General features: G+C 74.4%; 20 protein-coding genes. 7 read left to right on the top strand and 13 right to left on the bottom strand.

Features of this window, described 5'->3' with window-relative positions; genetic code table 11:
- Positions 1 to 2 precede the first annotated feature (2 nt).
- Complete coding sequence (locus tag SCA03_RS11430; RefSeq protein ID WP_030887909.1) at positions 3 to 1,004, bottom strand: amidohydrolase family protein; 1,002 nt, start codon at positions 1,002 to 1,004, stop codon at positions 3 to 5.
- Between the two features lie 1,263 nt (positions 1,005 to 2,267).
- Entirely contained in the window at positions 2,268 to 2,669 is a 402-nt protein-coding gene (locus SCA03_RS11425) for a winged helix-turn-helix transcriptional regulator (RefSeq protein WP_030887912.1), read from the bottom strand.
- Positions 2,670 to 2,742: 73 nt separating this feature from the next.
- On the opposite strand from SCA03_RS11425, the gene SCA03_RS11420 reads away from it, so the two are divergent.
- Positions 2,743 to 3,669 carry an NADP-dependent oxidoreductase gene (locus SCA03_RS11420; RefSeq protein ID WP_086814077.1) on the top strand — a complete coding sequence of 309 codons (927 nt, stop codon included), beginning with the start codon at positions 2,743 to 2,745 and terminating at the stop codon, positions 3,667 to 3,669.
- Between the two features lie 47 nt (positions 3,670 to 3,716).
- Here the strand turns inward: SCA03_RS11420 and SCA03_RS11415 are convergent, their stop codons facing one another.
- A complete protein-coding gene (locus SCA03_RS11415) occupies positions 3,717 to 6,572 on the bottom strand; it encodes a BTAD domain-containing putative transcriptional regulator (protein WP_158102232.1) in 2,856 nt (951 codons plus the stop codon).
- Positions 6,573 to 6,891: 319 nt separating this feature from the next.
- On the opposite strand from SCA03_RS11415, the gene SCA03_RS11410 reads away from it, so the two are divergent.
- Entirely contained in the window at positions 6,892 to 7,950 is a 1,059-nt protein-coding gene (locus tag SCA03_RS11410) for a helix-turn-helix domain-containing protein (RefSeq protein ID WP_158102233.1), read from the top strand.
- A 21-nt stretch (positions 7,951 to 7,971) separates the two neighbouring features.
- Here the strand turns inward: SCA03_RS11410 and SCA03_RS11405 are convergent, their stop codons facing one another.
- A complete protein-coding gene (locus SCA03_RS11405; RefSeq protein WP_078874792.1) occupies positions 7,972 to 8,529 on the bottom strand; it encodes a peptidoglycan-binding domain-containing protein in 558 nt (185 codons plus the stop codon).
- 333 nt (positions 8,530 to 8,862) lie between these two features.
- Here SCA03_RS11405 and SCA03_RS11400 point away from each other — a divergent pair, with 333 nt between their 5' ends.
- On the top strand, positions 8,863 to 10,035 hold the full coding sequence (locus tag SCA03_RS11400; protein WP_141275349.1) for a helix-turn-helix domain-containing protein: 1,173 nt from the start codon (positions 8,863 to 8,865) through the stop codon (positions 10,033 to 10,035).
- A 67-nt stretch (positions 10,036 to 10,102) separates the two neighbouring features.
- Here the strand turns inward: SCA03_RS11400 and SCA03_RS11395 are convergent, their stop codons facing one another.
- Positions 10,103 to 11,308, bottom strand: a complete 1,206-nt coding sequence (locus tag SCA03_RS11395) for an NADH:flavin oxidoreductase (protein WP_086814948.1) — start codon at positions 11,306 to 11,308, stop codon at positions 10,103 to 10,105.
- A 192-nt stretch (positions 11,309 to 11,500) separates the two neighbouring features.
- On the bottom strand, positions 11,501 to 12,364 hold the full coding sequence (locus SCA03_RS11390) for an SDR family oxidoreductase (protein WP_086814949.1): 864 nt from the start codon (positions 12,362 to 12,364) through the stop codon (positions 11,501 to 11,503).
- Positions 12,365 to 12,707: 343 nt separating this feature from the next.
- Here SCA03_RS11390 and SCA03_RS11385 point away from each other — a divergent pair, with 343 nt between their 5' ends.
- Entirely contained in the window at positions 12,708 to 13,322 is a 615-nt protein-coding gene (locus tag SCA03_RS11385) for a TetR/AcrR family transcriptional regulator (RefSeq protein WP_030881172.1), read from the top strand.
- A gap of 141 nt (positions 13,323 to 13,463) precedes the next feature.
- Here the strand turns inward: SCA03_RS11385 and SCA03_RS11380 are convergent, their stop codons facing one another.
- The 5 genes from SCA03_RS11380 to SCA03_RS11360 all read right to left on the bottom strand — a co-directional run bounded on the left by SCA03_RS11380 (position 13,464) and on the right by SCA03_RS11360 (position 16,996).
- The gene (locus SCA03_RS11380) at positions 13,464 to 14,177 is read right to left on the bottom strand and encodes a cation efflux transmembrane domain-containing protein (RefSeq protein ID WP_030887926.1); all 714 of its coding nucleotides are present in this window, start codon (positions 14,175 to 14,177) and stop codon (positions 13,464 to 13,466) included.
- The gene (locus SCA03_RS11375) at positions 14,178 to 14,513 is read right to left on the bottom strand and encodes an ArsR/SmtB family transcription factor (RefSeq protein WP_030881168.1); all 336 of its coding nucleotides are present in this window, start codon (positions 14,511 to 14,513) and stop codon (positions 14,178 to 14,180) included.
- Between the two features lie 107 nt (positions 14,514 to 14,620).
- A complete protein-coding gene (locus tag SCA03_RS11370) occupies positions 14,621 to 15,067 on the bottom strand; it encodes an ankyrin repeat domain-containing protein (RefSeq protein ID WP_212767293.1) in 447 nt (148 codons plus the stop codon).
- A gap of 51 nt (positions 15,068 to 15,118) precedes the next feature.
- On the bottom strand, positions 15,119 to 15,820 hold the full coding sequence (locus SCA03_RS11365) for an MSMEG_1061 family FMN-dependent PPOX-type flavoprotein (protein ID WP_030881162.1): 702 nt from the start codon (positions 15,818 to 15,820) through the stop codon (positions 15,119 to 15,121).
- 198 nt (positions 15,821 to 16,018) lie between these two features.
- Positions 16,019 to 16,996 (bottom strand): PDR/VanB family oxidoreductase, encoded by a 978-nt coding sequence (locus tag SCA03_RS11360; protein WP_230988596.1) that lies wholly within the window; start codon positions 16,994 to 16,996, stop codon positions 16,019 to 16,021.
- A gap of 70 nt (positions 16,997 to 17,066) precedes the next feature.
- Here SCA03_RS11360 and SCA03_RS11355 point away from each other — a divergent pair, with 70 nt between their 5' ends.
- Both SCA03_RS11355 and SCA03_RS11350 read left to right on the top strand, forming a co-directional pair.
- On the top strand, positions 17,067 to 17,720 hold the full coding sequence (locus tag SCA03_RS11355) for a TetR/AcrR family transcriptional regulator C-terminal domain-containing protein (protein ID WP_030881156.1): 654 nt from the start codon (positions 17,067 to 17,069) through the stop codon (positions 17,718 to 17,720).
- Between the two features lie 411 nt (positions 17,721 to 18,131).
- Positions 18,132 to 19,397 carry a cytochrome P450 gene (locus SCA03_RS11350; protein ID WP_086814950.1) on the top strand — a complete coding sequence of 422 codons (1,266 nt, stop codon included), beginning with the start codon at positions 18,132 to 18,134 and terminating at the stop codon, positions 19,395 to 19,397.
- 25 nt (positions 19,398 to 19,422) lie between these two features.
- On the opposite strand, the gene SCA03_RS11345 is transcribed toward SCA03_RS11350, so the two are convergent.
- Positions 19,423 to 20,757, bottom strand: coding sequence for an MFS transporter (locus SCA03_RS11345; protein WP_030881153.1), 1,335 nt, complete (start codon positions 20,755 to 20,757; stop codon positions 19,423 to 19,425).
- 1,240 nt (positions 20,758 to 21,997) lie between these two features.
- Here SCA03_RS11345 and SCA03_RS11340 point away from each other — a divergent pair.
- A complete protein-coding gene (locus tag SCA03_RS11340) occupies positions 21,998 to 22,627 on the top strand; it encodes a helix-turn-helix transcriptional regulator (protein WP_230988595.1) in 630 nt (209 codons plus the stop codon).
- A gap of 88 nt (positions 22,628 to 22,715) precedes the next feature.
- On the opposite strand, the gene SCA03_RS11335 is transcribed toward SCA03_RS11340, so the two are convergent.
- Entirely contained in the window at positions 22,716 to 23,198 is a 483-nt protein-coding gene (locus SCA03_RS11335; RefSeq protein ID WP_030881148.1) for a MarR family winged helix-turn-helix transcriptional regulator, read from the bottom strand.
- Positions 23,199 to 23,290 lie beyond the last annotated feature (92 nt).

The raw sequence follows: 23,290 nt of genomic DNA, 5'->3' as shown, positions 1-23,290 counted from the left end.
CCCTACAGGCCGAAGACGCGTTCGGCGGTGCGGTGGCTGATGTTCGCGCGCTGGGTGTCGCTGAGCGGCGCCGCCGCGAGGAAGCGGACGGCCTCCGCCGTCTCCTCGTAGGGGGCGTCGACGGCGAACATGATGCGGTCGTCGCCCACCGTGCGCAGCGCGAGTTCCAGGACGTGGGGATCGTCGATCCCGCTGGTGGTGAAGGTGAAGTTGCGCCGGAAGTACTCGCCGGGCGTCAGCTCCAGCCGCGCGGTGGGCGTGGCCGCGCCGGAGACGCGCCGGGCGAAGGCGTAGCGGTTGTCGATGCGCGACAAGTGGAACGGGATGCCTTCGCCGAGGTGCCCCAGAACGATGCTCAGGTCCGGGTAGCGGTCCAGCGTGCCGCTCATGACGAGGCGCATGGCGTGCAGCCCGGCCTCGGCCGCGTAGCCCCAGACGGCACCGGACAGGCCATGGGCAGCGTAGGGGGCGAGCATGCTCGGCACCCGCGGGTGCAGATAGAGCGGTACGCGGTGTGCCTGGGCGGCTTGCAGCAGCGGGGCGAACCGCGGCTCGTCGAGGTAGTGCCCGTCGGTATGCGAGTTGATCATGATGCCGTGCAGTCCGAGCGTGTGCTTCGCGCGCTCGATCTCCGCCGCGGCCTCGTCGGGGGCCTGCGGTGCGACGGTGGCGAGTCCGCCGAAGCGGCCGGGGTGGTCGCGGACGATCCGGGCCAGCGCGTCGTTGACGTCGCGGGCCAGCGGGACCGCGTCGGCCGGGCCGTAGGGCTGCACTCCCGGCGGATTGAGGCTGAGCAGGGCCATGTCCTGTCCGCATGCGTCCATGACGGCCAGGCGGGCGTCGAGGTCGAGGAGTTGGGACCGGGTGGGGTCCTCGCTCTCGACCGCGCGCGTGAGGCGCACCTCGGTACGGTCGCCGGGGTAGCAGTCCAGGGCGTGGGCCCGCTGGAGGAACGCGGGGGTGGTGAGGTGTTCTTCCACGGCGATGAGGCGCTGGTCGGTCATCTCCGGCTCCGGTCCGGTAGGCGTGCGTTCCTTGTGGCGGGCGTGCGGGCGGGGCGGGCATCGGCCGCGCCGCACCGTCCGGGCGCACCGGCGGCGCGCGGCCGGACCGACTCCCCGCGGTACCGGTCGAGTTGGTCCGCGGGAATCGGTGGGCCCCGTGCCGCGATCTCCGCATCGTGCGGCACACACCAGTGAACGGCCGTGTCCCTGCGCGCGTCCAAGATCCGTCCGTTCCTGTGCCATTCCTGCGGGGCATGCGCGGGCCCGGCCGGGTGATCGGGGCGGTGCGGCCGGACCGGAGGCCCGTGAGCCGGAGCCGGAGCCGGGGCCGGGGCCGGGGCTGAGGCCGGGGCCGGGGCCGTCCAGCGCCGTCGCACGGGAAAGGCACGGTCCCGCGTGAGTGCTACGGGGCTGCTACCGCCGCCCCCTAACGTCGAAGACGCAACCGCGACCCGGTCCGGCCGGGGGCACGGGGGCCCTCGGCACGGTGCTCGTCACGGCACCCGACGGGCAGTCGCGGTGGCAGGGCGCCGGGCAGGCGGCGGGCGAACGGGGGGCCTGCCGCACCCGGGGCCCGGCGGCGCCGGCAGGCCACGGAGCTCGGGGGACTCCACGGCCGCCGGCCCGCCCACGGGGGAACCGCGCCCGGGGCTGCGCCACCCGGCCCCGGGCCGAGGTCCGACGACGAGGGGACGAGGGGACGAGGGGACGAGGGGACGAGGCCGGGGCCCGGCGTCGAAGTCCAGCGCCGAGGCGCGGTGTCGGGGTCCCGGCGCCAAGGGCCCGGCGCCGAGGGCCCGATACTGCGGCGGGCCGACCGGCGCGGTCGCCCCCGGTGATCCGGGCCCGCCCGGCGGGCCTACGGCGCCGGGGCTCGTCAGCGCAGGGGCTTATCGGCGCAGGGGCTTATCAGCGCCGGGCTCGTCGGCGCCGGAGCCCGTCAGCGCGGCTTGTCAGCGCGGCTCGTCAACGCCGGAGCCCGTCGGCTCGGCTCACCGGCACCGGGGCTCATCGGCACCGGGACCTGTCGGCGCAGGCTCATCGGCGCCGGGCTCGTCAGCGCAGGGGCTCGTCGGCACAGGGGCTTATCGGCGCAGGGGCTCGTCGGCGCAGGGGCTCGTCAGCGCAGGGGCTTATCGGCGCCAGGCTCGTCGGCGCCGGAGCCCGTCGGCGCGGCTCGTGTCGACACCGGGGCTCATCGGCGCCGGGAGCTGTCGGCGCGGGCTCGTCGGCGTCGCCTGTGCCGTGGCCCGCTTCGCACCGTCATGTGTCCCGGCGGGGGCCTCGGTCGGCGCGCGCGGACGGCTCCGCACCGGCGTCGAGCGCGTCGAGCACCGCGTCACCGTGCTCCCTCGCCCACTCGGTCAGCATGTGGATCGGCTCGATCAGCGTCGCCCCGAGCGGGGTCAGCTCGTACTCGACGCGGGGCGGCACCTCGGCGTAGGCGTGGCGGCTGACGAGGCCGTGCGCCTCCAGCCGCCGGAGCGTCTGGGTGAGCATCTTGCGGGAGATGTCGCCGATCAGCTCGGCCAGCTCACCGTGGCGCACCGGGCCCCTGCTGAGGCCGTAGAGCACGACCACCGTCCACTTGTCGGCGATCAACTCGACCGCCAGACGCCCCGGGCAGTCGGCAAGGAAGGGATCACCGGGACCGAAACCGCTCATGGCGCCAAAGGTACCTGGCGGTTCCTGTCGGAAATCTAGCCTCGGTGTCTCCCCGGAGAAAGTCAGGAAGATCATGCGAACCATCACCCAGCAGACGCTCGGCGGCCCCGAGGTGCTCACCGTCGTGGAAGCACCCGAGCCCCGGGCCCTCCCCACCGAAGTTCTCGTCCGCGTCCGGGCGATCGGGCTGAACCCGCTGGAGGCGCGGCTGCGCGCCGGCGAGTTCCCGCTGCTCGGCCGGCCCCCGTTCGTCCTCGGCTGGGACATCAGCGGCGTGGTCGAACAGGCGCAGACGAGCCGGTTCAGGCCCGGCGACGAGGTGTTCGGCATGCCGCTGTTCCCGCGGGCGGCGAACGCGTACGCCGAGGTCGTGGCGGCGCCGGCGCTGCATCTGGCGCCCAAGCCGGCGTCGCTCTCGCACGTCGAGGCGTCGGCGCTGCCGGTCGTCGGGCTGACCGCGTGGCAGGGCCTCGTCGACATCGGCGGCGTGACCGAGGGCGATCGGGTCCTCGTGCACGGCGGTGGCGGCGGGGTCGGCCATGTCGCGATCCAGATCGCCAAGGCGCTCGGCGCACAGGTGCTCACGACGACCGGCGCGGGCAAGCGGGAGTTCGTCGAGGCGCTCGGCGCCGACGAGGTGATCGACTACCGCGCTGTCGACTTCACCGAGGCGGTCCGCGGCGTCGACGTCGTGCTCGACACGATCGGGGGCGACACCGCCGCGCGGTCACTCGACGTGCTCCGTCCCGGCGGCCACCTGGTGACGGCGACCTCCGAGGACGATAAGCGGCTCGCGGACCGGTGCGAGGCGGCCGGCATACGCTTCAGCGGTATCGCTGTGGACCCCGATCCGGTCGCCCTGCGCGGTCTCGTCGCCCTCGTCGAACAGGGGCGGCTCCGGGTCCATGTGCAGCGCACGTTCCCGTTCGAGCGCGTCGCCGACGCACACCGGCTGCTCGACGACGGTCACCTCCAGGGCAAACTCGTCCTCACCGTCTGAACCCGTCGCGGAGCCGCAACTTCCCTTCGCGCCCCCGTCCTCGGATCTCAGCGTCCGGCACCGTCGTGCGGCATCGCGACCGCCCGCTGCGGAGACGTGCCGTCGCGGGCGGGCAGCGGGCGGATCCCGCCTCCGGGAACCGTCCGTGCCGGCGCGGCGGCGAGCAACGGGTGCCCCGGCACGGCGTGTTCGGCCACCGTGCGCCGGACCGCCGTGTGTTCGGCCACCGTGCGTCCGGCCGCGGTGTGTTCGGCCACCGGGCCTCCCTCCGTGGCGGCGCCGGTCGGCGGGCGTCCGACCGCGGCACGGCGGGGTGGCGGTGTGCGGAGGCGGGAGCGGGCGGCGGTCAGGGCGTCGAGCTCGAAGGCGTCCGGCGCCCGCTGGAGCAGCAGATGCACCTCGGCCAGCCGGTCCAGGAGCCGCGCGGCCTCCGGGACCGGCAGGCCGGCGGCTGCCGCGGCGGCGCGGGCGTCGATCCCTCTGCCCGGGCGCGCGGCCAGCAGCCGGTGCAGCCGCCTCGCCTCGGCGGGCACCGCACGGTAGGACCGGGCCACGAGCGGCGGAACCCCCGCCGGAGCCGACTGCGACCGTGCCGCCCCCTGCACCGTGTCCGTCGGCATCCCGCCCGCCGGCGCCCTCGCGGGCCCGCTCGTCGCATGCGGCCCGCCGGTGGCGCTTCCGCCGCCGGTCGGATCCGGCCCCAACCCGCCGCCTCCGCCAGGTACTTGGCAACCGGTGTGCCCGTCCGCTCGGCGTCCGTGGCCCTCGTCCGGGTCGTCCTGTGCCGCGCTCGTGCCCTGGCCGTCGGCTCGCCGCGACATTGCGGGACGGCTGTCGCGACCGTCGTGGCCGTCGTGACCGTCGTGGCCCGCACAGCTCCCGTGGCTCTCGTCGGCACGGTGACCGTCGTCAGCATCATGAGCCTCGTGGCCGTCGTACGCGTCGTGGTTCCGGTAACCGTCGTAGGCGTCGTGGCCGTCCTGGCGCCCGTGGCCGTCGAGTGCCGTGCCGGACAGCTCGGCCAACAGGGCGCCGGGGTGACGGTTCACCCGTTCCGCCGCGCCGCGCAGCAGCAGCGGCAGGCGGGCGGCGCTGCTCACGAAGCCCGCGACGGCCTCCGGTTCCGCCGCACAGCGCCGGTGCCCGACCAGCGCGCCGAAGAGGGCCGCCGCCGCTCCGGCGGTCAGCCGGCCGACCTGCACACGGTGCGCGCCGTCCCGGGCCACCAGCGACCTGAGCTGGTTCCGGCTGGTGACGACTACGGTGTGGTCACCGCCGGGCAGCAGCGGGCGCACCTGCCCGGAGTCGTGGGCGTTATCCAGCACGACGAGCATCCGCCGGTCCGCCAGGACGCTGCGCCACAGGGCCGTGCGGGCGGCGGTCCCCTCCGGCAGGGAGCCCGGGTACACCCCGGCCAGCAGGATCGCGAGGGCGTCGCCCGGTGTCAGCGGGGCGTGCGGACCGTGGCCGCCGAGATCGATGTACAGCTGGCCGTCCGGGAACGAGCCGCGCATCCGGTGCGCCCAGTGCACGGCCAGCGCGGTCTTTCCCACTCCGGCCTCGCCCACCAGCGCCACGGCGGGTGCGGCGGGCCGTCCCCGCGCGGGCGCGAACCCCTCGTCGAGCGCGGCGAGAAGGCGGTCCTGGCCGGTGAAGTGGGGTACGTCGGGCGGGAGTTGACCGGGACGCACCAGCGTGTCCGCCGGGCGCGTCACCGGGCTCGCCGGAGGTCCTCCCGGCGGCTGTGCCGACGCGGTGGCGGCCCGCCGTACCGACGGCACCGACTGCGCCGACTGCGCCGAGCGGAGCGCGGGTGCCGGGTGGGCCGCACGTGCCGCCGGTACGGCGTGTACCGCACGTTGCCGGTGTTCGCCGTGCTCCTGACGTTCCCGGCGCCCCTGATGGACCGGCTGCACCTGTTGCGCCTGCCCGGCCTGCTGGTTCTGTCGGGGCTGCTGAATCGCCCGGGCCCGTTGGACCTGTGGGGGCTGTTGCAGCTGTCGGGGCTGCTGAGCCCGGTGATTCGATCGGGCCTGGCGGTCCGGTGCCGTGTGTGGCGGTGCCGTGTGTGGCGGTGCCGTATCTCGCGGTGCCGTGTCTCGCGGGGCCGTCGCGTACGGGGGCGCGGGCGTCCGGGTGTGCGCGGGCGGCGCACTCGTCCGGGCGGGCGGGTGCGGAGGCGCGGCCCCGTCGGCGAGCAGGCGGCGGTGCAGCTCGCGCAGTTCGGCGCTCGGGTCCACCCCGAGCGCGTCCGCGACGGCCCGGCGGCACTCCTCGTAGCAGGCGAGCGCCTCCGCCTGTCGGCCGGTGCGGTGCAGCGCCCGGATCAGCAGCGCCCAGAACCGCTCCCGCAGCGGGTCCTCGCCGACCAGCCGACGCAGTTCGGTGATCACTTCGGCGTGTGCGCCGCGCCGCATGTCGAGGCTGATCCGCCGGTGCTGCGCCTGTGCGTACTCCTCGGCCAGGGCGGGGACGACCTCGCGGTGCAGCGCGTCGCTCGTGACATCGGTCAGCGCCGGGCCGCGCCACAACGCGAGGGCCTCGCGCAGCAGTCGGGCCTCCTCGTCCGGGTCGGCCGTGGCCTCCGCCTGTGCGGTGCGTGCCCGGAAGCGGTGCAGGTCCAGCGCGTCGGCGTCGAGATCGAGCCGGTAGCCGCCGTTCTCGAAGTGGACGGCGGGGGCCCGGCCCGAGGGGTCCAACAGGCGCCGTAGACGCTTGACATGGTTACGCACCGTCACCTGCGCGCTGGCGGGCGGACGGTCGTCCCACAGCCGTTCGGCGAGCACACCGACCGGGACCGGCCGGCCGGGGCGCAGCGCCAGCGTCGCCAGCAGGGTGCGCTGGGCGCCCCTCGGCAGGGGCACGGACACCCCGTCGCGGTCCAGCTCCAGCGGTCCCAGCACCCGCACATGAAACCGTCGTTCTTCTGGCACCTGTGCCCCCCGATGCGTCGTGCCGTCCTTGCCCGGCGGCCGGCCCGTCCGTCCCGGTCGGGGTGCCGGCCCGGCCCGCTGTTCCAGCCTGGACCGCCCGCGCGGAAAGGGGAACGCGAAGCTCCCGATCCGGGGTACGACGGGAAACCCACACCTGTGACCTGCGCAGATGCATTCCGGAGTGACAGCGCTGCGGGACACCGGGGCGGACCGGGTGCCGCGGTACGGGACACTGGAGGCGCGCGGACCCGGGTGCACACCACCGGGCGCCGGGAGGGGAGGACGACTGATGGGACGCCGGCGTCCGCTGCCCGGACACGTGCGGCCGGAGGTGCGGCGGCTCGTGGAGCGGTTGCGGCAGCTGAAGGACCGCAGCGGTCTGAGCAACACCGCGCTCGCCGCCAAGACGCCCTACAGCGCGTCCACATGGCAGCGGTACCTGAGTGCGGTGACCTTCCCGCCGTGGGAGGCGGTGGAAGCCCTCGCCACGTTCGCGGGCACGGAGCGTGAGCTGTTGGTCCGGCTGCATGTGATGTGGGAATCGGCGCACGAGGCGTGGGGGCTGACGCACCGTGCGGCCACGACCACGGCCACGGAACCGCGCCCGGACGCCACCACGCCCGGACCCCGCTCGGCCGCCTCCTCCGCCTCCTCCGACTCCCCCGACTCCCCCGACTCCTCCGAGCCGGGCACCGATACCGGCCCCGGCACGGGCGCGGAGGCCGCCAACTGGTCCGGTTCCGGGGCCGGTTCCGAAGCCGGTTCCGGGGCCGGTGCCGGAAGCGACGCGGGCGCCGCCCCGGCCTCCGGCGCGGGCGCCGATTCCGGAGCCCCGGCCGAAGCGTCCGGCGGTACCGGCAGGGTGCGGGCGCTCCGCTGGGCGGTCGCGCTCGTGTCGCTCGTCCTGCTGGCGTGTGTACCGGACGCCTCGGGCAGGACGACCGGACGGCCGGTCTGGCCGTACGCGCTGCCGTCCCCCGCCACCGGCCCGGCCGCCGGTGACCACGCCCGGTGCCGGGGCACGGCGTGCGCGGGGCGCGATCCCGAGGACGCGGGCTGCCGGGCGGACCAGCGCGCCGTGGGCCGCTACGGCATCAAGGCGCACCGCATCACCGTCTTCCACAGCGCCGCGTGCTCCGCCGTGTGGGGCGCGGTGACACCCGCCGAGGATGTGCGCGGCATCTCGCTGAGCGCTCCCGGTGCCGGTCAGCTGTGGGAGGGCTCGGGTGCCGGGCGCACGGCGATGGCCCCCGCTCCGGACCACCTCGGCTCGAACGTGCAGGTGTGCGCGGTCATCGAGGGCCGGCACTCCTGCGTGGACGCCGGCAACCGCGCCTGGACGGACTGACCGGCTACGGGGCTGGGGTGTTCAACGGGCGGCCCGTGCACACACCGTGAGCGTGGTCGTGTCCCGCCGCAGCGGCTTGTACCGGCCCGCGTCCTCCACCAGATACCGCCCGTCCTCGGCCCGGCGGAGCGGCACATCGTGCCGCTTGCCCTCGAAGACGACCAGCCCGTCCCGCCGCACCAGCCGCCGCGCCGCCTTCCCGAACGACTGCTGTCCGACGATGCCGTCGGCGGGCAGCGCGTGGTTGCTCTGCCAGGCGCGCGTCGCCCGGCGGGTCGCCCGGGAGTAATGGCAGTCGATACGCGACTTGTCGAGGTACCCGTCCGCCCACAGGACCGTCTGCCACAGGGCCGCCAGATCGCTGCGGACGGGCAGGTTCTCGCCGAGCAGCCCCTCGTCGTCCCAGTCGTCCGCGAGGGCGCCGCCGCCGCGGACATGGAGGTGGCCCACATCCGCCGTCGGGCCCGGGGACGGGGTACCGGCCTTGCCGTCGGACGAGGCGTCACCGCCGTCGGAGGCGCAGCCGGTCGCCGCGAGCGCGGCCAGGAGGACGAGGACACGCACCGTGTGTCGAGGCATGGCTCCATCCTCCCCCGCCCCGGCCCGCGCGGTAACCGCTGTCCGTCGCCACGGGGACAGTTGGGCGGTGCGCGGGGACAATCGTCACGACGCCGCCGTGCGGAGCGGCCCGGTGCCCGCGCGGACCAGTGCGGGCCGAGCGAGCGCACCCGCCCGGCCCGGCCGAGGAGCAGAAGTGCCGAAGCGCAGAAGGGCCGAAGCGCAGAAGTGCTGAAGGACTGAAGGGCTGAGCGGCCGAAGTGGCGGAAGAGGCAAGGGCAGAAGGGGCCAGGGGAAGAAGCGGCCGGGCCGTCCGACCGGACGAGCTGACCGAGGAAGGGGATCAGGGGGGCGATGAGCGACTGGAAGGCACTACCCGAGGCACTCGAACTCGACGTACGGCGCCTGGTGGAGGAACTGCGCCGCGCCAAGGACGCGGCGGGCCTCACGCTCGCACAGCTGGCCACGGTCACCGCCTACAGCAAGTCGTCCTGGGAACGCTGTCTCAACGGCAGCCAACTCCCGCCCCGTCGGGCGGTGGAGACCCTCGCCGTGCGGGCCGGTACGGATCCGCTGCGGATGGTCGCCCTGTGGGAGCTGGCGGAGACCGCACGGAACTCCGGGACCGGCACCACAACCACCGGGCCCGGCGGAACCGACGGGCCCGGTGAGCCGGGCGGATCAGGTGAGCCCGACGGGGCCGGTGAGCCCAACGGGGCAGGCGGCTCGGTCGGGACAGGCAGATCCACGGAGCCAGGTGAGCCCGTCGCCTCCAGTGGCCCCGGTGAGCTCTCCGGACCCCGTGAACCCGGTGGACCCGGTGAACCCGATGCGTCGGTCGAGTCCGGCGCGTCCGGCGCGTCCGGCGCGTCCGGTGGGCCAGTGCAAGGCGACTGCGCTGTGGGCGCCAACGGGTCCGCGCGCGGCGGGAGTTCGGGCGGGCCCGCGGAACCGGGGCGCGGTACCGGTTCCGGGGCGGGCGGGCCGCGGCGTCGGCCGGGCAGGCGGAACGCCGTGCTCGTGGCGGGTGCGTTCCTCGTCGTCGTGGGCGCCACCGTCGCGTTCGCGGTGACCCGGGACGAGCCGTCCCCCGCGGGAGGCGGAAGCACCGGCGGAACCGCGGTGTCCAAGGCGCCGGTCGAGGACGTGGAGGCCCGGTGCCACGGTGACTCCTGCAACGGCAAGGACCCGGTGGACAAGGGCTGCGGCGGCGATGCCTGGACGTCGGCCGCCGAACGGGCCGAGGAGTCGTATGTGGAGGTGCGGTACAGCAGCGCGTGCCGCGCGGCGTGGGCGCGTATCAAGTCCGCGACGCCGGGCGACCGCGTCGAACTCGTCCGGGAGGACGGCCGCACCTACGACGAGGTCGTACCGGACGACGCCAATCGCGCGGCCTTCACGTTCATGCTGGGCGCGCCGATCCCCCGGCAGGTGAAGGCGTGCTGGGAGCTGGAGTCCGGCGACCGGGGCTGTACGAAGCCCGGCGGCGACAAGGAGCTGCCCGCGGCCTCGCCCGTACCGTCCTGATCCCGCCGGGCACGGCCCCGGCCGCCCCCTCGCCCGTCCCCGCCGCCCCCCGTCCGGGACCGGCGGATCAGCGTGCGTGGGGCGCGGCAGAGCCGAGTCCGCTGTCGTCCGCCAGGACACAGCGCGTGCCGGAGTAGATCGTCGGCATGCACTTGTTGCAGTGGACGCACAGCGAACGGGTGCCGGGGTCCTGCCGCATCCGGTCGACGAGGTCCGGCTCCCGCAGCAGCGCCCTGGCCATGGCGACGAACGGGAAGCCCTCGGCCAGGGCGCGCTCGGCGGTCTCCCGCTGGGATATCCCGCCGAGGAGGACCAGCGGCAGGTCCAGCGCCGCCCGGAACTGGCGGGCGCTCTCCAGGAGGTACGCCTCCTCGTACGGATAGCTGCGGATGAAGTGCTTGCCCACCGCCTGTACGCCGAGGCGCACCACGGGGTTGCGCATGGCCGCGCCGAACTCCCGTAGCGGCGCGTCGCCCCGGAAGAGGTACATCGGGTTCAACAGCGAGCTTCCGGCGGTGAGTTCGAGCGCGTCCACGCTGCCGTCCGCTTCCAGGCGGCGCGCCACCTGGAGGCTCTCGTCCAGCCACAGCCCGCCGGGCACCCCGTCGTCCATGTTGAGCTTGGCCAGGATGGCGATCCGGTCGCCGACCGCGTCCCGCACCGCCCGCGCCGTGCCCAGCGCCACCCGCGCGCGGCCCGCGAGCGAACCGCCGTAGGCGTCCTTGCGCTTGTTGACCTTCGGACTGAGGAAGGAGCTGGCGAAGTAGTTGTGCCCGAGGTGGATCTCCACCGCGTCGAATCCGGCCTCGATGGCCAGCAGCGCGGCATCGGCGTGCGCCCGGGTGACGCGGGCGATGTCCGCCTCGCTCGCCTGCCGCACCCGGCCCAGGGCCTGCGGTGTGAACATGGGCGAAGGGCCCAGCGCGGGGCGGCCGTTGGAGCGCCCGTCGGCGACCGGCCCGGCGTGCCCGATCTGCGCGGAGGCCGCCGCCCCCTCGGCGTGGACGGCGTCGGTGAGCCGGCGCAGTCCGGGCAGTGCGTCGGGGCGCATCCAGATCTGGTGGCGTTCCGTGCGGCCCTCGGGGGCGACGGCGCAGTAGGCGACGGTCGTCATGGCCACGCCGCCGGCGGCGTGCCGACGGTGGAACTCGATCAGCCCGTCACCGGCGACGGCGCCCTTGGTCATGCCTTCGAACGTCGCTGCCTTGATGATCCGGTTGCGCAGTGTGAGCGGGCCGAGACGGGCCGGCTCGAAGAGTGCGGGCGCTGTCATACCAACCTCCGTACGGGGTGCGGCACTTCGGTGTTTCGCATGCTTCGGGTACTGCTGACCTGCCGACCTGCTGACCTGCTGACCTGCTGACCTGCGCGTACTTCAGCTGAACTCGGGTGCTGTGAGGTTCACGAGGGGCTCACGAGGGCCACGGAGCCACGGGAGCTGCCGAGCAGGCGGGAACCGCGGGAATCAGCGGGCTGCCGAGGGGGCACGTCGGGGCCGGAGGCCGATGGGGTTCATGGCCGTCGGCTGGGCGTCGGGGCGCATCGCGGCGTCCGTGCCGCCGTCGACGCACAGCACCGCACCGGTGGTGAAGCGCGCCTCGGGGCGCAGGAACTGCTCGATCCAGAACGCGATGTCCGCGGGCCGCCCGAAGGTGCCGAGCGGCATGGGGGTGGGGAACGCGTCGGGGTCGAAGTCCTCGGCCGCGCCGGTGGCGCCGGTCATCAGCGGGGTCAGTACGGCGCCGGGCGCTATCGCGTTGAGCAGGATGCCCCGGCGGGCCCACTCCGGGGTGACGGCGGTGTGCCGTACCCAGCGGGCGAGCGCGAACTTCGAGGTGGCGTAGGCGGACAGGGAGGGGCTGCCCGGTACCGCCGCGGCCGGGGAGCGCTGCGCGGCGGCGGCCCGCGCACGGGCCGCGTCCTCGTCCCCGGCGATCAGCAGCTCCGCCAGGGTCTCGTCGACCGCGGGGACGGTCGTGGCCGAATTGGAGGTGATCACCACGGCGCGGCCGGCCCCGTGCCGCTCCAGTGCGGGCCGGAGTCCGTCCAACAGGGCGACGGCTCCGAAGTAGTTGACCGAGGCGACGGCGGCGGCGTCCGGCACGGACGGGCCGACACCGGCGACGGCGGCCACCCCGTCCAGGGTGCCCCCGCTGAGCGCGAGCGCCTCCGCGACGGCGTGCCGCCGCCCCTCGTCGGTGCCGAGGTCGGCGCTCACCTCGGCGGACCGCAGATCCACCCCGATGACCTCGTGCCCGGCGGCGCGGAGCCGCTCGGCGCCCGCTGCGCCCATGCCCGAGGCGGATCCGGTGACGACGAAGGTGCCCACTTCTGCTCTCCTTTGCGTTCAGCTGCCGCGCGGCGCCCTCCGGCCGACCGGCCGTACCGCTCCGGCGATCCGTACGACCGTCGGGCCACCGGCCCATCGGGTCGGTCCGTCGGGCCCCGGGCCGCCCGGCCGGCCGGCGACGGAGGACGACAGGGATGACGGGGACGACGAGGACGGCGGGGTCGACGGGAACGACGGGGATCCAGCCGTAGACGTCCCGGCGTCCGGCCGTGCGGCACCGGCCGTGCCTACGGACTCCGCACGGCGGTCATGCGGCCAACCGTAGACCAATCACTGATTGGAAGACGATAGGGGTGGCGGAATCCTGTGGTGCAATGTGTGCATGAGCCACCCGGACGCCCCCACGAGAGAACGCCTCCTCGCCGCCGCCAAGCGGCTGTTCCTGGAGAAGGGGGCCGACCAGGTCTCGGTCCGCGCGGTGAACGCCGCCGCCGGGCTCAACCCGGGCGCGGTGCACTACCACTTCGGATCCCGGGAGGGGCTGGTCACCGCGCTCCTCGAACAGGAGCTGCGGCCACTGTGGATGGACCGTATGCGGGAGCTGGCCCGGCCGTCCGGCCCGGCGCCGGCCGTGCACGATCTCGTGACCGCCATGGTCGAGCCGTTCGCCGAGCTGGCCGCCACCCGGGACGGCCGTATGCTCTGCCATCTGCTGGCCCGCGCGGCGCTGCCCACGGGGCAACTCCCGCACGTCTCCGCGCTGTTCGGGCCCGCGCCGTTCGAGGTGCTGGTCGGCCGTGCCCTGACGGAGCTGAGCCCGCAGGAGGTCACCGAGCGCTGCCGCCTGGCCTTCACCCTCGTCATGGAGACCTACGGCAGGCCCATGGCCAGGTCTCCGCTGGAGACGGCACCCTTCCCGGACACCCGGACCGTCATCGCCTTCATCACCGCCGGCCTCACCGCAGGCACCGTCTCCCCTGCCGCCCGGCCCTCCTGACGACAGCACCCGCGCACTCCCGCCGCACGGCCCGGCGTCGCAGGCGCGGCCCCGGGCCCGGCGCACACGTCGCGCGCACGGTCGCAGGCGGACAGGCAGGCAGGCGGACAGGCGGCCCCGGCGCGGGTGCGGCTGTGCGGGTCAGGGGCAACAGGCGTGCCCGGGGCGGCAGTCGCAGGTGGCGCGCTCCGTCCCCGGCGGCGGTGCGGCGGGGCCGGGGGCCGCGCAGCAGCCCTTGCCCTGCCAGGCGTCGCGGCCCTCCTTGACGGCGAAGGCGGCGATCACGAGGGCGGCGACCGGGTCGGCCCAGGACCAGCCGAGCAGCAGGTTGACGAGCAGCCCCGCCAGCAGCACGGCCGACAACCAGGTGCACAGCAGGGTCTGGCGGGAGTCGGCCACGGCGGAGGCCGAGCCCAGCTCCCGGCCCGCCCTGCGCTGGGCCGCGGAGAGGAACGGCATGACGGCGAGGGAGAGGGCGGCCAGCACGATGCCGGTCACGGAGTGGTCCGCCTCGCCGGTGCCGGCCAGCGTGCGCACGGCGTCGACGCCCACATAGAGCGCGAGGGCGAAGAAGGAGAAGGAGACGATCCGCAGGGCGAGCGCCTCGCGGGCCTGCCGGGTGGCGTGGTCGGCGGCGGAGAACTGCCAGGCGACGGCCGCGGCGGAGGACACCTCGATGACGGAGTCGAGGCCGAAGCCGATGAGCGCGCCGGACGAGGCGGCGGACCCGGCCGCGAGCGCGACCACGGCCTCGATCACGTTGTAGGTGATCGTCGCCGCCACGAACAGCCGTATCCGGCGGGCCAGTACGTCACGGCGGGCGGGCCCCGGGGGCAGCGCGGGCGTGCCGGACATTCAGCAGCAGCCCTTCTCCTCGGCGTCCGGGCAGGTGCGGCCCGACTCGACGGCCACCACGGCGGCCCGGAGATCGTCCAGCGCGTGCCCGAGGCGTGCGTCGGCCAGCTCGTAGCGGGTGCGGCGGCCGTCGGGGACGGTGACGACCAGACCGCAGTCGCGCAGACAGGCCAGATGGTTCGACAGCCGGGTCCGCGAGACACCGAGGGCCTCGGCGAGTTCGGCGGGGTAGGCGGGGGCCCGGCGCAGGGCGAGGAGGATCCGGCAGCGGAGGGGTTCGGCCAGCGCCCGGCCGAACCGGGCCAGGACGTCGATGTCGGCGGCGAGTTCCAGCATGCCCCGAGAGTACACATGATCCTGAATTCAGGAAACCCTGAACTCATGGGTGCCGGGCGGGCCGGGGACCGGGCGAGGGAGCGGCCCGGGCCCCGTGCCGCCCGTCGTCACCGGGAGGTGGTCTCCCTCGCCCCCGCCGCGACGAGGAGGGCCACCGTGCCGGGGTGCGGGCCGTGGTGCGCCCAGTCGAGGGGCGAGAGGCCGGCGCCGTGGTCCTCGCGGAGGTCCGGGTCGGCGCCGTACTCCAGCAGGACGCGCACCACCGCCGTGTGCCCCCAGCACGCCGCTGCGCACAGCGGCGTGCCCTCCGTTCCGTCGCCCGCGCTCTCCGTGTCGGGCCCGGCCCCGGCCGCCAGGAGCAGCCGGGCGATACCGGCCTCGCCGTGCACGGCGGCCGTGTAGAGCGGGGTGGCGCCCCGGCCGTGGCCGCGCGCCGGGTCGGCCCCCGCCCGCAGGAGCGCCGCCACCAGCGCCGCGTCGCCCGCGAGGACCGCCTCGGCCAGCCGGCGGGAGAGCCGTTTCCGGCGCTGGTTGTTCACCGTCGACCGTCCCATGGGGTTTGTTGCCGGCACCGCGCCGGGGGCGGGGTGCGAGTCCGTACGGCCTCAGTACAGCCCATGGCGGTACTCGTGCTCCAGGAGGCCGCCGAGGCCGTCGAGTTGGTCGCCGAGGGCCGCGTTCATCTTGCCGGCCTGTTCGGTCACCGCCAGGGTGCCGAACTCGCCGCCGAGCAGCACGGCGTCGGCCAGGCTCCGCTGGTCGCCCTCCCACAGCTTCGCCCGGATCACCGCCTTCCCGCACTGCGAGAACACCTCGCGCACCCGGACGACGGTGGCCAGCACCGCGGGTTTCCCCTCCGCCGCGAGCATGTCCAGCAGTTCGGGATCGTCCGTCACGAACGCCTCACCGTTGACGCGTACCGTCTCGCGTACGCCGGGCACGAAGAAGGCCATGCCCACGGCCGGGTTGCGCAGGATGTTCTCGAAGGTGTCGGCGAGCTTGTTGCCGGGGCGGTCCGGTACGGCCAGCGTCCACGGGTCCAGCACCCGGACCGAGCCGGGCGGGTCGCCCTTGGGGCTGTTGTCGATCTGTCCCGTGTCGTCGGCCGTGGCCATGAGGAAGAACGTGCTGTGCGCGATGAACCGCATGGCCAGCTCGCCGAGGTGGTCCGCCTTCTTGTCCACGATGAACTGCGGCGGCTCGCCGATGATCTGCCGGACGCGTTCCCTGTCCACGGGCCGGTAGGCGTCGGCCGCGGTCCGCCGCCGGCCGTCGGTGTGCACGGGGCGCGTATCGGTGAGGGTCATATCTGCTCGGCCTTCCGTCTCGGGTGGCTTGTCTCGGTCGTTCGGACGCCGGAGGCTCGGACCTCGCGGGGCCCGGACCTCGGGGGGCAGGTCTCGCGGGGCCCGGATCCCGTGGAGTGCGGGCCCCGCGGGGTCCGGGCCCGGCGGATCCTGGCCTCGCGGAGTTCGGACCCTGCGGGGCCCGGGGGCTCGCGGGGTTCAGACGTCGAGGACGAGGTGGGAACTGAGGGCGCGGGAGACGCAGACGAACATGCGGTCGCCCGCGGCGCGGTCCTCCTCGGAGAGGATGTCGTCCCGGTGGTCGGGCTCGCCGTCGAGCACGCGGGTCTCGCACGTGCCGCACACGCCCTCCCGGCAGGAGGCCGCCACCGGAACGTCCGCCTCCTGAAGCGCGCTGAGGATGCTGCGCCCCGCCGGTACCTCGACCGTCCGCCCCGACCTGGCGCACTCCACCTTCACCGGGCGCTCCTCCCGGGCGGGCTTCGGGCGCGGTTTGAACCGCTCCATGTGCAGCGCGCCGGGGCGCAGCCCGGAACCGGCGTCCGTCACACCGGCCAGCAGCGGCTCGGGGCCGCAGGCGTAGACATCGGTCGACGCGTCCAGGCTGTCGAGCCACCGCGCGAGCGGGATCCGGCCGTCCGTGTCCTCCGGGTACAGCCGCACCCGGTCGCCGTACGGGCGGAGTTCGTCGACGAAGGCCATCGAAGCGGCGGTGCGCCCGCCGTAGGCGAGCTGCCACGGCACGCCCCACGCGGCGGCCTGGTGCACCATCGGCAGGATCGGTGTGATCCCGACCCCGCCGGCGAGGAACAGATACGACGGCGCCTGCCCGAAGCCGAAGTTGTCCCGCGGGCCGCGCAACCGCAGCCGCTGGCCCGGGCGCAGGAACATGTGGACGTACTCCGACCCGCCGCGGCCGGCCCGCTCGCGCCGTACCGCGACGCGGTACCGCGAACGGTCGCCGGGGGTGCCGCACAGCGAGTACTGCCGGCTGATCCCGGTGGGCAGCGCCAGTTCGACGTGGGCACCCGGCCGCCATGGCGGCAGCTCCCGCCCGTCCGGGTCGCCCAGCTCGACCGAGACCACGCCCTCGGCCTCCCAGCGCAGTTGGCGCACCACGACCGTGAGCTCGTCCACGGCGGTTCCGGGCCGCGCGGGAGCCGTACTCGTCGTCACGCTCGCCCACCTCCAATTGAGTAACAGCGTTAACAGCGGGGAAATCGAAATTAGTGATAACGTCGTTACCATGTCAAGCGAGAGCGAGAAGCGGCCGGCGACCGGTACGAGAACCCCGCTGCGAGAGGAGACCGTGGCGCGCACGGCGCTCGCCCTGGTGGACAGCGGAGGGCTGGAGTCACTGACGATGCGCCGGCTCGCCACCGCGCTCGGCGTCCAACTCCCCGCTCTTTACCGGCTGTTCGGCAGCAAGCAGGAACTTCTCGACGAGATGGCCGAGACGATCCTGGCCGGCGTCTCCGCACGGAAGCGGCCGACCGACGGCGCAGGGTGGACGGAGCGGCTCGCGGCCATCGCCCACGCCATCCGCGCCTGTCTGCTCACCCAACGGGACGGCGCACGCATCGTCGGCGGCAGCTTCGCCGCCAAGCGGCACGCGCACACGCTGACGCTCGCCGACACCCTGGTCGAGACGATGCTGGAGGCGGGCTTCTCCGCGGAACGGGCCCTGTGGCCCTGCACCACGGTCTTCAGCTTCATCCTGGGCGAATCCCTCGAACAGCAGGGCTCGGCCCACGCCGGGGACGAGAGCGACATCGCCGCGAGGACCGTCGACCATCCCCATCTGTCCGCGGCCCACTTCCTGGACTTCGACGCCCGGTTCGACTTCGGGCTGCGCGTCCTGCTCGCCGGGCTGCGCGCGGAACTCACCGAGGAGCCGTGACGGCCGCCCGACTCCGCACCCTCCGGGGCCGCCCAGCGGCTCTTTTGCCACCACACGGCGGCACCATCAAGGCATCACCTTGACGCCACGCACGCCGCCGCGCCTCTCTCCGCGCAAGGCACCGCAGCGCGCGGCCGGTTGAGCAGGCGCCACCGACGCGGGCACGGGCGCGGTCCCCAACCGGGGTCGCCATAGCGCCACTTGTGTGCCACCATGGCGCCATCGGTGGTCGCTGTCGTGTCGGCCCCGGCGCTCACCCGTCGGCCTGCCCGGCGTACGCGCCTCGGCCCCGGCCGGGCACGACCGCCGAGGCGCCGGACGAACCCCCGCCGCACCGGGGCCCGTTCGCCGCCGCACCGTCGCACCCGCCGCACCGCACCGTCCGCACCGCCATGACCGCAGGAGGACGCCATGCCGCACGACCGGGCCACCCCGCAGACCACACCCGAGGCCGCGGCCGGGGTTCCCCCCGAGCCGTCAGCCGACGCCGTGCTGCCCGCCCTGCCCACCGAGCGGCGCGCCGGCTGCCCCTTCGACCCGCCGGCGGGACTCGCCGCGCCGGACGGCGCGCCACTGCGCCGTATGCGCTGCGCCGACGGGCACATCGGCTGGCTCGTCACCGGCCATGCCGCGGCCCGTGCCGTGCTGGCCGACCCCCGCATCAGCTCCCGGTACGAGCTGCTGCACCCGCCGATGCCGATACCGGGCATGCCGTCGGAGCTGCCGCCGGCCCCGGTCGGCGACATGACCGGTATCGATCCGCCGGCGCACACCCGCTTCCGACGGCTGCTCACCGGAAAGTTCACCGTCCGCCGGATGCGCCAACTGAGCGAGCGTGTCGAGCAGTTCACCACCGAGTGTCTGGACGCCATGGAGCAGGCCGGGCCGCCGGCCGACCTGGTGGAGGCGTTCGCGCACCCCGTGCCCGCGCTCATGATCTGCGAACTGCTCGGGGTGCCCTACACCGACCGGGAACGCTTCCGCAGCGAGGTGGCCACGCTCACCGACCAGACGGCCGACGCGGAGGCCAAAGGCGCGGCCTTCACGGCACTGCACCGGTATCTGCACGAACTGGTGCTCGCCAAGCGCGCCGAGCCCACCGACGATCTGCTCAGCGACCTGACCGGCTCCGACCTCACCGACGAGGAACTCAGCGGAATCGGCGGGCTGTTGCTCGCCGCCGGGCTGGACACGACGGCGAACATGCTCGCCCTCGGCACGTTCGCCCTGCTGAGCGACCCGGACCGGCTCCGGGAACTGCGGGCCGACCCCGCGCTCGCCGGGCAGGCCGTCGAGGAACTGCTGCGGTACCTCAGCGTCGCCGACCCGCTGCTGCGAGCGGCGCTCGAAGACATCGAGGTGGAGGGCCGCCTCATCAGGGCGGGCGAGACGGTGGCCGTCTCGGTGCAGGCCGCCAACCGTGACCCGCACCGCTTCCCCGACCCCGACCGGCTCGACCTCCACCGCCGGGCCACCGGACACCTGGCCTTCGGCCACGGCATCCACCAGTGCCTGGGCCAACAGCTCGCCCGCGTCGAGATGACCGTCGCCTTCCCGGCGCTCTTCGCCCGCTTCCCCACCCTGCGCCTGGCGGTCCCCGCACACGAGGTCCCCCTGCGCGACCGCAACAACATCTACGGCGTGACCCGCCTGCCCGTCACCTGGGACGAGGCGTGACCACGGGGCGGCACCGGCCGGGCATCTAGCGTTCCAGCTCCTCCTTCGCACGCTCGGGCAGCCGCAGATAGACCAGCGCGGAGAGGAGGCACAGGGCTGCGACGTACCAGGGGAAGGCGTCGGGGAGGCCCAACTCCTCGAAGAGCGTGCCGACATAGGGCGCCGTGCCGCCGAAGAGGGCGACCGCGAGGGAGTAGGGGAAGCCGATGCCGGCGGCGCGGACACGGGCGGGGAAGACCTCGGCGTTCACCGCGGCCGCGATCGCCGTGTAGCCGCTGAGCAGCACCATGCCGGCGCACTGCACCAGCAGCAGCGAGACGAAGGAGTCGCTGATGGCGTGCAGCAGCGGCACACACAGCACCGCGAAGCCGAACGCGAAGCCCAGCAGCAGCGGTTTGCGGCCGTACCGGTCGGACAGCATGCCGGCCAGCGGCTGGAGCAGCATGAAGAACACCAGCGAGATGGTGCCGACGACGAGCGCGTCGCCCTTGTCGAAGCCGGCGTTGACCTGCGCGTACGTCGGCAGATAGGACGTCCAGATGTAGTAGGCGATCGTGCCGCCCGCCGTGATGCCGACGATCAGTGCCGACTCGCGCGGATGGCTGCGCAGCGCGTCGAACAGCCGTGGGCGGGGCCCCGCCGTGTGCTTCTCGCTGCGCGTCTCCTGCGCGCCGCGCCGTACCCAGAAGCCGACCAGGCTCAGCAGCGCGCCCACCACGAACGGCGCCCGCCAGCCCCACTGGTGCATCTGCCCGTCGTCGAGCGTCCGGACGAACACGGCGGCGACGCCGGAGGCCACCAGCTGCCCGGCCGTCGTCGACACGTACTGGAAGCTGGAGAACAGGCCGCGGCGGCCGGGCCCGGCGGACTCCACCAGGAACGTCGTCGAGGCGGCGAACTCCCCGCCCACCGACAGGCCCTGGACGAGCCGGGCGACGACGAGGACGGCCGGGCCCAGCACCCCGGCGAGCGCGTACGTCGGTGTGACGGCCACCAGCAGGCTGCTGCCGCCCATGAGCAGGATCGTCAGCGTCAGCGCGGCCCGCCGCCCCGATCTGTCGGCGACGGCGCCCAGCAGCAGGCCGCCCACCGGCCGCATGAAGAAGCCGACGGCGAAGACGGCGAAGGTGGACAGCAGCGGCACGAGCGAATTGCCGGTGCCCTTGGGGAAGATCTCGTCCGCGATGTACGTCGCGAGGAACGAGTACGCGAACCAGTCGTACCACTCGACGGCGTTCCCGACGGAGGCCGCGATCAGCTGTCTCGCCGCCCGGCGGGGCGACCGCTCCCCCGGCCCGCCGGCCCGCTGCGGCTCCTGCCCCGCGGCGGCGCCCTGCGACTGTTCCGTCGGCTGCGTCATCGATGGTTCCCCTCCGGCCGCTGACGATGCACACGTTCCCCGCTGCACACCCCTCAACTCAGCGGCCCCGCCCGTCATTCCCGCCCCGGCGGCCTTCTTGCCGCGTCTTCGCCGGTGGGGCGCGCGGGGGTTCCCCGCCCACGCCTGCCCGGTCCGGGAGCCGCCGCAGGGCGCGTTCCGACGGTCCCCGCGGCGGCCCCGCCCCGGAGAACGTGACGGAAGAAGGAGTCAGCTCCCGCGCGACGGTTCGGGAATTTCTGCGTTCTGTGTTCCGGGGTCCGGGTTCCGGCCGGTGTGTGTCACACATCTCCACGGTTCGCCGGACGGCCGGGGAGGACATGCGCACCGCCGGTGGGGCTCCGCTCAATGCGCGTACCGCAATGCGGTGCCGTGCACGGCATTGCGGGGGCGGGATTCTCGCGGTGCTCGCCCCAAAGAATCGCGGTTGCCGGGCGACGGGGCGGGGCCGTGGGAACCGGGGTCAGAGGAGACGGCGGTGCCCGTGCAGACGCCGGCGACGGCGTCCCGGCCGCCGCGTAGGCACCGGGCGGCGTCGGGCGGTGTCGGGCGGTGTCCGACGGTGTTTCCGTGCCCGCTTCCCCGAATGAGGGCACGGTACGTCGATGACTTCGGTCACTCCGCCGACGGGCCCGAGCACATCGGGCAGGCCGAAGTCCGCGTCCGTCACCGGCGGGCGGAGCGCCGGCGGGCCCGGCAGAGCGGCTCGAACAGCGGGCGGGGGCGGGAGCCGCGCGGTCGCGGGGCCGGGGGTTTTCCGTCCGGCGACGCCGATGATTTCGGGCACCGGCGGGCACACAATTCTCCCGAACGGGCATCGTGAATAGCCGAAGTGCCCGAAGGCGCCCCACAATTGACAGCCATTCTCGACTCGACGTAGCTTCCGGGAATTGTCGAAACTCGTTCTGTCGCAATGAGGAAGGGGCCCGGGTGACCCCTTGCACACCGTCACCGCTCCACCGACGACGCGGCAGCCCGACCGCCCCTCGACCCGCCGGCCGGAGCCGGTCGGAGCCCGCCGGCTCCTGTGTGGCCCGACCGTCGACCACGGCATGCGGCTGCGCCCGGCGCCACCGGGCGAGTCGCCGCTCCTGGGCGACCGCCGAGCCCGTCCCCGCCGTCGTGACCGGCGCGGTGCCGGACGCCCTCCGTCCCGGCCCCTCGCCACGTCCACGCCAGGACAACGTTCGTCCCACAGCACGCAGAAAGAGGATGCGTCGCAGTGACCTCCGAAATACCCCGCGTCGTGAACGCCGCCGTCTGCGCGGCTTACCTGGACCAGGAGAAGCGCATCGTCGCCGCGACGCCGGGCCTTTCCCAGCAGCTCGGCCGCAGCTCCGCCGACATCTGCGGACGGCTCTTCCACGAGCTGCTGCGTCCCCACCGGCCCGACGCGCTGGACCGGTACTTCGCGGACATGCGGAAGGGACGGTGCAACCAGTTCACCGAGCGTGTGAGGGGACTGGGCGGCACCGGCCGGGCGTTCTCCGGGGAGCTGACCGCGATCGCGGTGCACGACACCGTGGGCCGCCTGGCCGGTGTCGTCGTCCAGCTGCACCCCGACATGAGGGGCCCCGCCCAGGACGAGCCGGAGACGGTACCGCGCCCGCGGCGTCAGCTCCTCGGCGCGGTCGACGCGAAGGTGCTGGAGGGCATCGCCCGGGGCGCGTCCACCGTGCAACTGGCCACGCGGCTGCATCTGAGCAAGCAGGCCGTCGAGTACCACATCGGGCTGATGCTCCGGAGGTTCCAGGCGCCCAGCAGGACCGCGCTCGTCTCCCGGGCCCACTCCATGGGGATGCTGACGGTGGGCCAGTGGCCGCCACGGGTGCCGCCGGAGTTCATCAAGTAGCGCGACGGGAGCCCACCGCGCCGGGGCCCGTCCGCACCGGGCGCGGCCCGGCGGGCGTCGGCGGCGGCGGCATCGGCGGCGGCGGCCGTTACGACGTCCGGGGCGGCTGCTGCGCCAGCTCTTCGAGGTGTTCGATGCTGTGGTTGAACTCGACCAGCAGCGTGAGGAATTGCTGGGTCCGCTCGCCCGACCAGCCCGCCGCCTCGATGAGCCGGGCCGCGCCCGCGCGGGAGATGGCGCGGTCCGCCTCCAGCCGCTCCAGGCCGTAGGGCGTGGGCCGGAACCTGCGCGCGGGGCCGCCGGCCGGGTCCGGGATGCGCTCGACGAGGCCGTTCTTGAGCATCGCGCTCATCTGCCGGTGGATGGTGGAGACATCGGCCTGGAAGGTGTGCGCCAGTTCCTTGAGGGTGAGCGGTTCGCCCGTCTCCAGCCGGGTCAGCAGGACGTAGGCGGAACGGTCCAGGCTCTGGCCGATGCGCGGGCCGCGTGCGGCGATGAAATGGCGGGACAGCAGGGTCAGTTCGCGCTCCAGGTCTCCCAGTCGGCGGTCCTGCTCGTTCGGCTCCTGCATGTGCTGCGTCGTCCTTCCCTGTCGGTGCGGTGTGCCGGCGCGCACGCCCGGCCCGGTGGGTGCCTGCCGGGTCGTTGTCCGCGATGCCGATG

This window comes from Streptomyces cacaoi (genome assembly GCF_006539165.1).
Lineage (GTDB): Bacteria > Actinomycetota > Actinomycetes > Streptomycetales > Streptomycetaceae > Streptomyces > Streptomyces cacaoi.
The sequence above is the reverse complement of the archived record's forward strand: the minus strand, read 5'-3'. Positions and strand labels throughout refer to the sequence as shown.